Raw genomic sequence first — 12,837 nt, 5'->3', positions numbered from 1 at the left:
CCAAACCATTCGACGCTGATTAACAATGGAGCCTGTTCCAATCCGCCAAGCCTCCCGCCCCGCATGGACCATCTGCATGCAATGCGCATCTTCGCGCGCGTCGCCCATCTCGGCAGCTTCACGAAAGCGGCCGAGCAGTTGCAACTGCCGCGCCCGACGGTCAGCAACGCCGTCCAGTATCTGGAAAAGCATCTCAACATCCGCCTGCTGCAGCGCACGACCCGGCGCGTTGCGCTGACCGCCGAGGGCGCGACCTACTACGAGCGCTGCGTGCGGCTGCTGGCCGATCTCGACGATGTGGAAACGCTGTTCGAGGACGCCGGCACGTCGCCGCGCGGCGTGATCCGCGTCGACCTGCCCGAGCGCTTCGCGCTGAACCAGGTGATCCCGGCGCTACCGGATTTCCACGCGCGCTACCCCGAGCTGCGGGTCGTGATCAGCACGACCGACCGCTTCGTCGATCTCGTCGCGGACGGCATCGACTGCGCGGTGCGGGTCGGCGTGCTGTCCGACACGTCTCTCGTCGCGCGGCGCATCGGCGAGATGGCGCAGATCAACTGCGCGTCGCCCGCGTATCTCGCGCGCCACGGCACGCCGCGCTCGCCGGACGAGCTGCCCGACCACGTCGCGGTCGGCTATTTCTCGAGCCGCACGGGCCGCGAGCTGGACTGGGAATATGCGGATATGGATACGGGCGAGCGGCACGCGGTGAAGATGCACAGCATCGTGTCGGTCAACAGCTCGCAGGCGTATCTCGCGTGCTGCCTTGCGGGTCTCGGGCTGATCCAGGCGCCGCGCGACGGGCTCGCGCCGCTGCTCGCCGACGGCTCGCTGGTCGAGGTGCTGCCGGAATGGAATGCCGAGCCGCTGCCCGTGTCGGTGGTGTTTCCGCACGGCCGGCATCTCGCGCCGCGCGTGCGGATCTTCGTCGACTGGCTCGCGGAGACGCTCGGCGGCTCGCGCCGGACGGACTGACGACGGCCGGTGCCGGGGCACGCGGCCCCGGCTGCCGCCCGATCAGAACTTGTGGCGGATCGCGGCGCGCACCGCGAACTGGTTCGACGACGAGGACGGGCCGTCCGTCCCGACGACGTAACCACCGTCGGCCGCCGTGCCGGTCTTGTCGCCGGCGACCTTCTGCCATGCACCCTGCAGATAGACGTCGGTGCGCTTCGACAGGCTGTAGTCGGCCATCAGGCCGACCGTGTGGTACTTCGGCTTGAACGAGCCGGCCGCGGCATCGAACTTGCCATCCGTGTACACGTACTGCGCGCCGAGATAGAAATCGGGCGTGAGCTGGTACTTGCCGTTGATCTCGAAGTTCTGGAACTTCGTCGCGGTCAGCCCGAGGCCGGCGAACGTCGCGGCCGGCAGGTAGACGGTCGATACCGGGTTCTTCACGTCCGTCTTCGTGTAGACGAAGCCGACCGTTGCCGGGCCGAACGTGTAGTTGATCCCGCCGCCGAAGATGCGCAGGCGGTCGGCGACGAAGTTCGCGTCGTCGGCCGCGATCGCGCCCGCGCTGCCGACGCCCGGGTTGTTCGCCTGCAGGTATGCAGCCGCGACCTGCAGCCCGGCCAGCGAATACTGCGCGCCGATGCTGTACTGGCGGTTGTTCGAGAAGCTCGTGCTGTTGCTGAAGCTGTACGTGCCGCCGAACGTCAGGCCGTTCCAGTCGGCGCTCGCATACTTGACCGTGTTGTTGACGCGGAACGAGTTGTCCGTGTTGTCGTTGTCGAACGGGTGCGAGAACAGCGTGCCGCCCCAGTTGCCGTTCGCGGTCAGCGGCGCGAGATAGTCGACGACGGAATCGTACTGGCGGCCGAAGGTCAGCGTGCCGAAGCGCGACTCGCTCAGCCCGACGAACGCTTGGCGGCCGAACATGCGGCCGCCCTGGCCGAGCCGGCCGTTGTTCACGTCGAAACCGTTTTCCAGCGTGAAGATCGCCTTGAGCCCGCCGCCCAGGTCCTCGCTGCCTTTCAGGCCCCAGCGGCTGCCCTGCGCGTAACCGCTCGCGAGCTGGTAATTCGTTTTTCCGACCCCATTGACGTTCACGTTGTTCGTGTAATTGAAGCCTTCGTCGATCAGGCCGTACAGCGTCACGCTGTTCTGGGCGAAGGCCGGCGCGGCGAAAGCGGCCAGCGCGGCGGCAAAAATGACGTGCTTCTTCATGACGGATCTCCGGAGCCGGGGCCGGGCTCGGTCGAGCGCCCGGCGAATGTTTGATCTGTTGTATGTGTGGCCCGCAGGGCGGACGACGCGGTGTGCGGCCGCGTGGAGACAAAATGGTGTCACGTCGCAAACCGTCCGTCCATCGGGGTATTGAAACCGCGCGCAAAGCGTTGCGCTCTTCCAACTGCCCCGTTGTGCAGACTGCCTGACCGGGCTTATCGGCAGCGGCGGGCCGGCCCGCCATCCGCGTAAACCCGGCAGGCGTCGCATCGGTGGCACAATGCGCATCCGTTCGCCAATTTTTCACGAAGTCATGCTTCACCCCGATTCATGCGCGGCATGTGCCCGCCGCGCACGCGGCCCGCGCCGGGACGCGGTCCGATGACCGCGCCTGCCCGGGCCGGCCGCTACGCCGAACTCGATTTCTTCCGCGGCCTCGTGCTGCTCGTCATCGTCGTCGACCACATCGGCGGCAGCATCCTGTCGCGCGTGACGCTGCACGCTTACGCGCTGTGCGACGCGGCCGAGGTGTTCGTGTTCCTCGGCGGCTTCGCGACCGCGATCGCATACAACTCGCTCGCCGAGCGGCACGACGAAGCCGCCGCACGCCAGCGCTTCATCCGTCGCGCGTTCGAGATCTACCGCGCGTTCCTCGTGACGGCCGGCCTGATGCTGCTGATCACGGCCGCGCTGAACGCGTTCGCGATCGACGGCCCGAACATGCCGACCAACGACCTCGACGGCCTGCTGCACAAGCCGCTCGCCGCGCTGCGCGACATCCTGCTGTTCCGCCGCCAGCCGTACCTCGCGTCGGTGCTGCCGATGTATGCGTTTTTCGCGCTGCTCGTCCCGCTCGCGCTGCCGCTCGCGCGCACGCAGCCGTGGCTGATGCTCGCGTTCAGCGGGTCGCTGTGGGTCGCGGCGCCGCACGTCGCGCGCTTTTTGCCGACCGTCGAAGGCGCGCCGTGGGATTTCAATCCGTTCGCGTGGCAGTTCCTGTTCGTGCTCGGCGTGATCGCGCGCTGCCAGCCCGTCTACCAGACGCTCGCGCCCAAGCCGCAGGGTTGGCTGCTGACGGCCGTGTCGCTCGCGATCGTCGCGGCCGGCGCGTACTACCGGCTGCGCATCGAGCCGTTCCCGACCGATCCGTCGATCAAGCAGAACCTCGGCGCGCTGCGGCTCGTGAACTTCCTCGCGATCGCGTGGCTCGCGGCCAAGCTCGTCCACCTCGGCTGGATGAAAAAGGTTGCGCACGCGATGCCGTGGATCGGCACGATCGGCCGGCAGGGGCTGCTGTGTTTCGTCGCGGGCACCGGCATCTCGCTCGCGGTCGATTCGCTGCTTTACCAGGCGACCGAAGGTTATCTCGACGTGCCGCTCGGCCTGACCGCCGACGTCGTCGCGATCGGCCTGCTGTATCTCGTCGCCAAACTCTACGGGCCGCTCGTCGCGCGGCTGCCGTTCCGCTCGCGGCGATGATGCGCCGCGCCGTCATGCGCCGCTGCTACGATAGCCGGCGCCTCCTCACAAACGATTCGCCATGCGCCGACTCGCCCTTCCGTTCGCCGTCGCCCTGATCGCCGGCTCCATCGCCACTGCGCGCGCCACACCGGCCGCGCCGACGGTATCGCCCGCGCCGCCGCCACCGGCCGTCCAGACCGCGACGACGCCGTCGACCGCTCAGGAGCCGCCGGTCAACCCGGGCAGCAGCGTCGTGCTGCGCTCGTTCCGGTCGGCCTCGCTGAAGCGCGACTGGTCGTACACGGTCTACCTGCCGCCCGGCTATAACCCGGAAGGCGCGCGCTACCCGGTGATGTACCTGCTGCACGGCAATGCCGGCAACGCGAACGACTGGATCACGCAGGGCCGGCTGCAGGCCACCGCCGATACGCTGATCGAGCGCCGCGAGATTCCGCCCGTCGTGATCGTGATGCCCCAGGGCGGCACCGACTGGTACGTCGACCGCAAGGAGAAGATGCAGAGCGCGTTCCTCAACGACCTGCTGCCCGAAGTCGAAGCGCACTTCGCGGTGTCGAACCAGCGCGCGGGCCGCGCGATCGGCGGCGTGTCGATGGGCGGCTTCGGCGCGCTGCGCTTCTCGCTGCTCGAACCCGGGCTGTTCTGCGGCGCGATGCTGTTGAGCCCCGCGATCTATGCGAACGAGCCGCCGCTCAATTCCGCCGCGCGCTACGTCGGCGTGTTCGGCGACCGGCAGTTCGACTCGCGCGTGTGGCACGAACTCAACTACCCGGCGCTGATGCGCGGTTATTTCGCGCGGAGCTGGCGCGTGCCGATGTTCATCGCGGCCGGCGACGACGACCTGACGATCCAGGCGGAATCGAGCGTGCTGTACACGCAGCTGCGGCGCGCGCAGAACCCGGCCGAACTGCGCATCGTCGACGGCGGGCATACGTGGGACGTGTGGCGCGGGTTGCTCGGGCAGGGGTTAAAGTACACGCTCGAATGCGTGAAGTGACGGCGGGCGGGCGCTGCCCCGCCCGTTTTCGTCAGACCGGCCGATGCCCGGCCGATCGTCCGTCGACAGGAACAACGCGCTGCGCGCACCACCCGGGCGCGCACTTCAGTCTCAAAGCCACGTACCGCCCTGCCGCTCGTTAGGCTCCTCGGCGAGCGCGTCGAAATCGTGAATCCAGTCCAGGTGATGCAGCACGCTGTCGCGCTCGGCAAGACGCGCGTTGCGCGCCTGCGCGGCCGGCCCGTCGGGCAGGTGCAGCACGTCGGCCGCGGAGATCGACGCGTACTGCACCTTGCGCGTCCGGCCGCGACGCAGGCGCTCGTACGCTTCCTGCGCCTCGCGCCAGTTGCCCGGGCCGGCCTTCGCCAGTTGCGCCGCCAGCACCACCGCGTCCTCGATCGATTGATTCGCGCCCTGCCCGTGGTGCGGCACCAGCGCATGCGCGGCGTCGCCGATCAGCGTCACGCGCCCGCGGCTCCAGCGGCCGAGCGGCGGACGATGGAACAGCCCCCAGCGCTGGCTGATCGGCACGGCGGTGATCATCTGCACCACCGCCGGATGCCAGTCCCTGAACGCGCGCAATTGCTCGCCCTCCTCCGACGGCATCACCCAGTCGCGCGACGGCCACGGTGACGGATGCCGCTCGACCAGCAGGAAATTCTGGTCGCCGTGGTCGCCGATCGGATAGTGCAGCAGATGTCCGCGCGGCCCGACCCAGAACTGGATCGTGTCGGGATCGGGCAGCAGGTCCATGCGTTCGGCCGGCACCACGCCACGAAAGCCCGAGCAGCCCGAATACAGCACATCGTCGTAGCCGAGCATCCAGCGGCGCGTGATCGAACGCGCGCCGTCCGCACCGATCACGAGATCGGCTTCGACGCGCTCGCCGTTGTCGAACGACAGCGTGACGCGATCGGGATGCTGCGCGAGATCGACCAGCCGATGGCCGAGATGGATGCAATCGGCGCCGACCGCCTTCGACAGCACCGCCTGCAGATCCGCGCGATGCACGCCCCAGTACGCGCCGCCGAATTGCCGGCGATAGTCGGGGTCGCCGCGATGATGGCCGATCACCGCGCCGCTGCGCCCGTCGCGATAGACGAGGCCCGGGATGTCCGCGCACACCGCGTCGAAGGCCTCGCGCAAACCCATGCGCTCGTAAAAGCGCGTCGCGTTGGCCGACAGCGCGACGGCCGCGCCGACTTCGCGCAGTTCGTCGGTTTGCTCATACAACTGCGCGTCGATGCCGTGCTCGCGCAATGCGAGCGCGAGCGTCAGGCCGCCGATGCCGGCGCCGACGATCGCGATCTTCAGGTTCGTCTGCATGATGAAGATGTCTCCGATATTCAGATATGGGGTCTGCGTGCTGCGCAGCGGACATGTCGAATGCATGCGCCGTATCGGTAGTTTCGGGAGTAGACATTCATCCCGCAATAAAATGAAATGAATCTGCTTCATCACTGGATGCAATGAGCAAGGCAACGCGAAACCCATGGAACTGAGCGATATCGACCTCAACCTGCTGCTGCTTTTCCAGCGGCTGATGCAGGAACGGCGCGTGTCGAGCGTCGCCGAGCAGATGAACATGAGCCAGCCGGGTGTCAGCAACGCGCTCGCGAAGCTGCGCCGCCGGCTCGGCGATCCGCTGTTCGTGCGCGGACCGGGCGGCGTCGTGCCGACGCCGTTCGCGCTGCGGCTGGCGGAACCCGTTTCGCACGCGCTCGCGACGCTGCATGCCGCGCTCAATCCCGAGACCGGTTTCGATCCGCTGCGCGCCACGCGTACGCTGACGATCGGCATGACCGATATCGGCGAAGTCGTGTTCCTGCCCGCGCTGCTCGAACACCTGTCGCAAGCGGCGCCGGGCATCGCGCTCAATACCGTCCGCAACACCAGCGTCAACCTCGGCGACGAAATGGCCGACGGCCGCGTCGACCTCGCGATCGGCCTGCTGCCGCAACTCAAGGGCGGGTTCTATCAGCGCCGGCTGTTCGATCAGCGTTATGTGTGCCTGTTCCGCCGCGGGCATCCGCTCGAGGATGCGCCGCTGACGGTCGATGCGTGGCGCAACGCCGAGCACCTGGTCGTAGTATCGGCCGGCACCGGTCACGGGCAGGTGGACGAATGGCTGAAGCGGCGCCGCGTGACGCGCCAGGTGCGGCTGACGGTGCCGCATTTCATGAGCGTGGGCTACATCCTGCAGCGCACCGACCTGATCGCGACCGTGCCCGAGCATCTCGCGCTGCAGCTCGCCGCGCCGTTCTCGCTCGGCTGGCGCGCGTTGCCCGTCACGCTGCCGGGCGCGCCGATTCATATGCTGTGGCATACGCGGGTCAATCAGGACGAGGGGAACCGCTGGCTGCGCGACGTGGTGGTCGATCTGTTCGCGGAGACGGGGGTGCGGGCGCGGAAGGCGGTGTCCGGGCGGAAGAAATAGGCGTGGTGATCGTCGATAAGCGACTCGAAGGACGCACCGGTTCAGTCGATCAATCGACGGCCAGCATCGATCGCGTTTGACGATGCTGCTTGAAGCCGTGCGCCGGACATTTCGACTACATTGCCGAAGTAGCGATGACATCGGTCATCGGCCGCTTCGCCCCTCTTTCAACCAGCAGGAAATCAAGCCATGTCTGTCACGAAGAAATTCGCAGCCGTCACGGGCGCCGGGGCCGGCATCGGTCGCGCCGCGGCCATCGCGCTCGCCCACGCGGGGTTCACCGTCGCGCTGCTCGGGCGCACGGAAGAATCGTTGCGCGAAACGCAAGACGCAATCCGCGCCGCCGGCGGCGACGCGCAGGTGTTTCCTGCCGACGTCACCGACGAAGCATCGGTCGACCACGCGTTCGCGCAGATCGCGCAGCAGTTCGGCCGACTTGATGTGCTGTTCAACAACGCCGGACGCAACGCGCCGCCCGTGTCGCTCGGCGACTACGAATTCGACGTGTGGAACGGTGTCGTCGCGACGAACCTGACCGGCGTCTTTCTCTGCGCGCGGGCCGCATGGCGCGTGATGAAAGCGCAAACGCCGCAGGGTGGCCGGATCATCAACAACGGCTCGATCTCGGCGCACGCGCCGCGCCCCGATACGATCGCGTACACGGCTACCAAGCATGCGGTGACCGGGATCACCAAGTCGCTGGCGCTGGACGGCCGCAAGTACAACATCGCGTGCGGCCAGATCGACATCGGCAACGCAGCGACGCCGCTCACCGAGCGGATGACGCAAGGCGTCCCGCAGGCCGATGGCAGCCTCGCGCCCGAGGCGCGCATGGACGTCACGCATGTCGCGAATGCGGTCGTGCAGATGGCGAATCTGCCGCTCGACACGAACATCCTGAACATGACGATCATGGCGACCGCGATGCCGTTCGTGGGGCGCGGGTAAGCGCAGGCGGCGGTCCGCACCGGGAGGCGTCACCCACCACGGCGGATGATGTCTCCCGGACGTCCCCGCCCCCCGTCGCTCAGGCCAGGGCCTGCGTCCGCTGCCGGACTTCGCGCTGGTCGATACCCAGTCGTGCCGCCAGCCAGTCGCAGATGAATTCCTGCCCGAGCGTCGGATTGTCGACCTGACAGTGCGCGGCGCCCGTTTCATCCGGCGCGAACAACCGGAGTGTCGCGTCGACGCCGTGCGCCTTCGCGTAGTCGTAGGTATCGGTCGCCGTCCTCAGTCCCAGCCAGTCCTCGGTGCCCTGTAGCACCAGATAGGGCACCGGAATCCGGTCGATCACGCCGGCGAGACGGAAATCCCGTGCCTTGTCGACCACGCCCTGCGGCGTCGCGCAGCCGAACACCCATTTCAGGTGCCGCCAGATGAGCCGGTCCGGCGTATCGAGCCAGCTCGCGAACAGCGACGCCATGTCGAACATCACCGAATCCGACACCACCGCGACGATGCGCTTCTCGAACGACGCCGCGCGCGCCGCATAGACGCCGCCGACGCTCGCGCCGTACAACGCGATCCGGCCGGGATCGACGTCGCCGCGCGTGAGCAGGTAATCGACGCACGCGCCGACCGGCACCTCCGTATCGGGGCGGTTCACGATCCCCTGCCGGCGCAGCGTGCCGCCCTGCCCCGGCAGATCGACCAGCAGCAGCGACATGCCGCGCGTCAGCGCGTGCTTGGGCATCTCGTGGAGCAGTTCGTCCTTGTACTCGTCGAGCCCGCCGAATGCGATCACGGCCGGCGAACGCACGTCGCTACCTGCGCACGGGATGAAATACGCATCGAGATGCGCGCCGCCCTCGTACGGTATCCGCACGATCTCGCCGGCCGGCGTCAGCCCTTCGAGATAGCGATGCGAGCAACGTTCGACGCTGTCGAAACTATCGCGCCGCCGCACGTCATCATGTGCGAGGTAGAACTCCGACGACCGGTAGTAGTTGGCCGCGCGCAGCCAGTTGCTGCTCGCGGTACGCAAGAAGCCGCGCTCGAACGCGTCGAGCGCGCGCTGCTCGCTGGTCTTCGCGAGCACCTGCCATTCGCGATACCAGCTCTCGGTATCGCCAGGCGTCATCCGCGACGCCGCGCGAAAACACTCGCTGATCAGGCTCGCGCCTTCCTGCGCACCGCCGAGCGTGCGCGCGAACTGGAAACTCAACTCCGGCTCGCCGGGCCATTGCACCCAGCCTTCCGCGCGATATGCGCTATCCATCCGATCGTCTTGCTGATTCATGTCACGCTCTCCGAAATTACTGATACGTAAATTTATGGCCGTGGCGCCGCGTCGCCGCCTTGATCTCCATCCATCATGTATACGGCATTGCGTCCTGACGGCCGAGACGAGATGCGTTGTGCACGGCCACGAAATTTACGTATACGTAAACTCAGAGGCCAAAAAAACGAGGCACCGAAGATGCCCCGCTTTCGTCACCACAACGCCTCGGAAGTGTACGCCGCGATACCGGCCAACGACAAGCGCTGCACATTGCATCACCCGGGATCGCGCCGATGCGGTATATTTTTATTACGTATCGGTAAAAACTTTCTCCCCGGTGGACGGTAATGAGCAAGAAAACCCGCGTCGCGTCGCTCCTTTCGGCGCTGCCGATCAAGCCGCGGCGTCGCGAGCACCTGCAGGTTCCCGCCGACCAGATCGGACAGCGGCTGCGTGCGCTGCGGCAGTCGCGCGATCTCACGCTGAACGAGGCAAGCCGGCTGACCGGCGTGCCCGCGGCGACGTTTTCGCGCATCGAGACGAACAAGATGTCGCCGACCTTCGGCGTGCTGCACCGGATCATCGAAGGCATGGGCTTCGACTGGCGCGACGTGCTGACCAACCCACCGCGCCATCGCGCTTCGCTCAGCGTTTGCCACGCGGAAGACATCGTCACGACGCGAATCGCGAATATCCCGTACGAGTACGCGCTGCTGCATCGCGACAGTTCCGCTGGGATGATCACGCTGCGCATGCAGGTCGACGCGCGCACCGTGGACGAAGCCGGCGGGCTCGCCGGTCATGAGGGCGACGAGTTCTGCTATGTGCTGTCGGGCGAACTGGAACTTCATTTCGAGCATGGCGAGCCGACGCGGTTGCGGCCCGGTGAAAGCGCGCTCTTTTCGTCGCATCGGCCGCATGCGTACGTGGCGCCATCGCCGGCCGGCGCGACGCTGCTCGTGGTGCTGACGCCGCCGGGTCACACGCCGGCGAAATCGGTGTCGCCGTAGTCCAGCGCCAGCCGTCGGGCGGCGCGCCCGTCATGCGCCGTCAACTCGTCTTGGTTTTCTTGCCGGTGGACCGAGGCTTGCATATGACGAACCGACGACGGTCCTTGCCGCGGATCCAGAGCGGCGCATTGCCGCGTCCGCTCCATTCCTTCCCGCTCGCCGGGTCGCGATACCGCGCCGGCAGCACTTTCACGACATACGAACCCCGGCGGCCGTTGCGGCCGACCAGGTCGCGATGCTTGATCGCATAGGTGTCCATCAGCGAGTGAACCTTTTCGATCGCATCGATGCGTTCGCGCGCGCGCGCACGCTCGATTTCCTCGTCCAGCTCGGACAGCTCGACCACGAGCTGCGCATAGGTCTTGCTCACGCTCATCTTTTGCTTCCTGCATCGCATCCGCATGAGAATCGACATGATTCGCATGACTAACAGACTGTTTCACCACGCCCCGCGAAGGCGGCGTTCGCTTGATCGGCGTGCGGCTCACCTCGGCACATCGGGTCACGCGACGCGAGGAAAACGACAAGCCGCGCTGGCGACATTCCGATGCACAATCCCGCGCCGCGTTTCAAATATCAAGTGATATGTGAAACGCGATCGTAATGGTATCTATCTCAAATATCAACTGATATCCTTCCCGCCATGAACATGGCGCCCCTTCCCCCGCGGCTGAGCCGCGAAGAAAGTCGACTGCAGACCCGTGCACATTTGCTCGCCTCAGCGAAGCGGCTGTTTGTCGATCGCGGTTTCGGCGCCACGTCGCTCCGGGATATCGCGGCCGAGGCCGGTTATACGCAGGGCGCGTTCTATTCGAACTTCGCCAGCAAGGAAGCGCTGTTCGTCGAACTGATGCAGGAGCGCTCAAAGACGCAAGTGGCCGACATCGCCCGGGCGTTGAGCGACCCGTCCGCAACCGGGGACGACATCTTGAATGCGCTGGAAGTCTGGTCGCGGACGGTCGATGCCGAGCCCGAGTGGTCAGTGCTGGGCGTCGAGTTCAAGCTTCAGGGGCGACGCAACCCGGCTTTTGCAGCAGCGTCGCAGGCGTTGCTGGACGGCCACCGCGATGGCCTCGCCTATTGCATCGAGCAGATTTTCGCGAGGCTGAAGAAGGTGCCGCCCGAATCGCCGGCCGTGCTGGCCGTATCGTTCATGGGGCTCTCGCAGGGCCTGTCGCTGCAGCAGTCGATCCTGTCCGAGGTGCCGATCGGGCACATGATCATGGTGTTCCTGCGCAGCCTGCTGGCGTCGGCGGCGCCGGTGCGTTGACCGGCGAGGTGGCGGGCGATTACCGGAAGAGCCGGCTCCGCGATGGAACCGGATCGCGAGCAGCAGCGTTCGGCCCGTTGACGTGAATTTATTGCGCCTCGCTTAAAGAACGCCCGTCAAACATCCGGATCCGGAATCCTCGCCGACTGAATCACCACCAGCGTATCGCCCTTCTCGATCCTGCACGGCGGGTCCTCATAAAACGACTGAATCTTCCCGCAGCGATCGAGCCCGACCACGATCGCACCCGGCACGACATTGGTCATGCAGCCGATCTCGTGCGGCAACGCCTCGCGCTCGATCAGCGTCGCACGCCCGCGCGTCGACAGCATGTCGTTCACGAACGGCACGATGTAGCGGCTATGCACCGCGTCCGCGAGCAGCAGCGCACCGATCTTCGTCGACGACACGATCACGTCCGCGCCGGCCTGCCGCAGTTGCCGCTGGTACAGGTTCTCCTGGATCCGCACGACGATCTTCGTATCGGGCGCGATGCTGCGCACCGACAGCGTCAGCAGGATCGCGGTCGGATCGTCGGTCACCGAGATGATCACGGCCTTCGCCGCGCGCACCTGCGCCTGCTGCAGCAGATCCTCGTGCGCAGGATCGCCTAGCAGCCCCGTCACGCCGAGCGACGTCGCGGCCTCGAGCGCCTGCTGCTGCGAATCGATCACGATGATCGTCGCGGCATCGACGCCGCTCTCGAGCAGCTCGCGCACGGCGATCGACCCCGACAGGCCGTAACCGCACACGACGATGTGATCGGACAACTGCTTTTGCAGGCGTTTCATGCGGAATTCCTCGATGACGCGCTGGATCACGAACTGATACGCCGTGCCCAGGAAAATGAACCAGATGCCGATGCGGATCGGCACGATGAAGAACGCATCGAGCAGGCGCGCCCGCGCGGTGACGGGCACGATGTCGCCGTAGCCGACCGTCGCGACGGTGACCATCGTGAAGTACACGAGATCGGCGACGGTCATCGGCGTGCTCTTGGTCGAATCGCGCAGGCCGTCGCGATCGAGATACAGCACGAAGAACGCAAGCATGCACAACAGCACGACCGCGCCGACACGGAACAGCAGCGTGCGCCGCGGCGACGTCGCGGGACGCGTGAACAGCATGCGCGCACGCGGCGCCTGCCACGGATTGCGGGCACGACGCAGGCGGGAGCGCAACGAACGACGCTGGGCGGAGGGCGAAGCCAACGGGGAATCTCCTGAAGGATGCGGGCTCGATTCTACGACG

General features: G+C 66.5%; 12 protein-coding genes. 7 read left to right on the top strand and 5 right to left on the bottom strand.

Annotation, left to right across the window (positions count from 1 at the left end):
- Positions 1-63 precede the first annotated feature (63 nt).
- Entirely contained in the window at positions 64-975 is a 912-nt protein-coding gene (locus VL15_RS18410; RefSeq protein WP_048247475.1) for a LysR family transcriptional regulator, read from the top strand.
- A gap of 42 nt (positions 976-1,017) precedes the next feature.
- Here the strand turns inward: VL15_RS18410 and VL15_RS18405 are convergent, their stop codons facing one another.
- The gene (locus tag VL15_RS18405; RefSeq protein WP_048247473.1) at positions 1,018-2,172 is read right to left on the bottom strand and encodes a porin; all 1,155 of its coding nucleotides are present in this window, start codon (positions 2,170-2,172) and stop codon (positions 1,018-1,020) included.
- 381 nt (positions 2,173-2,553) lie between these two features.
- Between VL15_RS18405 and VL15_RS18400 the strand changes: the two genes are divergently transcribed.
- The gene (locus VL15_RS18400; protein WP_048247576.1) at positions 2,554-3,651 is read left to right on the top strand and encodes an OpgC domain-containing protein; all 1,098 of its coding nucleotides are present in this window, start codon (positions 2,554-2,556) and stop codon (positions 3,649-3,651) included.
- Between the two features lie 61 nt (positions 3,652-3,712).
- Positions 3,713-4,648, top strand: a complete 936-nt coding sequence (locus tag VL15_RS18395; protein WP_048247471.1) for an alpha/beta hydrolase — start codon at positions 3,713-3,715, stop codon at positions 4,646-4,648.
- A gap of 111 nt (positions 4,649-4,759) precedes the next feature.
- On the opposite strand, the gene VL15_RS18390 is transcribed toward VL15_RS18395, so the two are convergent.
- Positions 4,760-5,974, bottom strand: coding sequence for an FAD-dependent monooxygenase (locus VL15_RS18390; RefSeq protein WP_048247574.1), 1,215 nt, complete (start codon positions 5,972-5,974; stop codon positions 4,760-4,762).
- Between the two features lie 166 nt (positions 5,975-6,140).
- Here VL15_RS18390 and VL15_RS18385 point away from each other — a divergent pair, with 166 nt between their 5' ends.
- Together VL15_RS18385 and VL15_RS18380 are read left to right on the top strand one after the other, a co-directional pair.
- Entirely contained in the window at positions 6,141-7,085 is a 945-nt protein-coding gene (locus tag VL15_RS18385) for a LysR family transcriptional regulator (RefSeq protein ID WP_048247469.1), read from the top strand.
- A gap of 189 nt (positions 7,086-7,274) precedes the next feature.
- On the top strand, positions 7,275-8,033 hold the full coding sequence (locus VL15_RS18380) for an SDR family oxidoreductase (protein WP_048247468.1): 759 nt from the start codon (positions 7,275-7,277) through the stop codon (positions 8,031-8,033).
- A 79-nt stretch (positions 8,034-8,112) separates the two neighbouring features.
- On the opposite strand, the gene VL15_RS18375 is transcribed toward VL15_RS18380, so the two are convergent.
- The gene (locus VL15_RS18375) at positions 8,113-9,324 is read right to left on the bottom strand and encodes an alpha/beta hydrolase family protein (RefSeq protein WP_155420252.1); all 1,212 of its coding nucleotides are present in this window, start codon (positions 9,322-9,324) and stop codon (positions 8,113-8,115) included.
- A 329-nt stretch (positions 9,325-9,653) separates the two neighbouring features.
- Here VL15_RS18375 and VL15_RS18370 point away from each other — a divergent pair, with 329 nt between their 5' ends.
- Positions 9,654-10,316, top strand: a complete 663-nt coding sequence (locus VL15_RS18370) for a helix-turn-helix domain-containing protein (protein ID WP_048247466.1) — start codon at positions 9,654-9,656, stop codon at positions 10,314-10,316.
- A gap of 40 nt (positions 10,317-10,356) precedes the next feature.
- Here VL15_RS18370 and VL15_RS18365 read toward each other — a convergent pair whose 3' ends face one another.
- Positions 10,357-10,692 carry an H-NS histone family protein gene (locus VL15_RS18365; protein ID WP_230684480.1) on the bottom strand — a complete coding sequence of 112 codons (336 nt, stop codon included), beginning with the start codon at positions 10,690-10,692 and terminating at the stop codon, positions 10,357-10,359.
- 267 nt (positions 10,693-10,959) lie between these two features.
- Between VL15_RS18365 and VL15_RS18360 the strand changes: the two genes are divergently transcribed.
- A complete protein-coding gene (locus tag VL15_RS18360) occupies positions 10,960-11,586 on the top strand; it encodes a TetR/AcrR family transcriptional regulator (protein WP_053077671.1) in 627 nt (208 codons plus the stop codon).
- A 116-nt stretch (positions 11,587-11,702) separates the two neighbouring features.
- Here VL15_RS18360 and VL15_RS18355 read toward each other — a convergent pair whose 3' ends face one another.
- The gene (locus tag VL15_RS18355; RefSeq protein WP_048247460.1) at positions 11,703-12,797 is read right to left on the bottom strand and encodes a potassium channel family protein; all 1,095 of its coding nucleotides are present in this window, start codon (positions 12,795-12,797) and stop codon (positions 11,703-11,705) included.
- Positions 12,798-12,837: the final 40 nt, after the last annotated feature.

The organism is Burkholderia cepacia (genome assembly GCF_001039005.1).
Taxonomy (GTDB): Bacteria; Pseudomonadota; Gammaproteobacteria; order Burkholderiales; family Burkholderiaceae; genus Burkholderia; species Burkholderia theae.
This window is presented reverse-complemented; position numbering and strand designations above follow the sequence as displayed.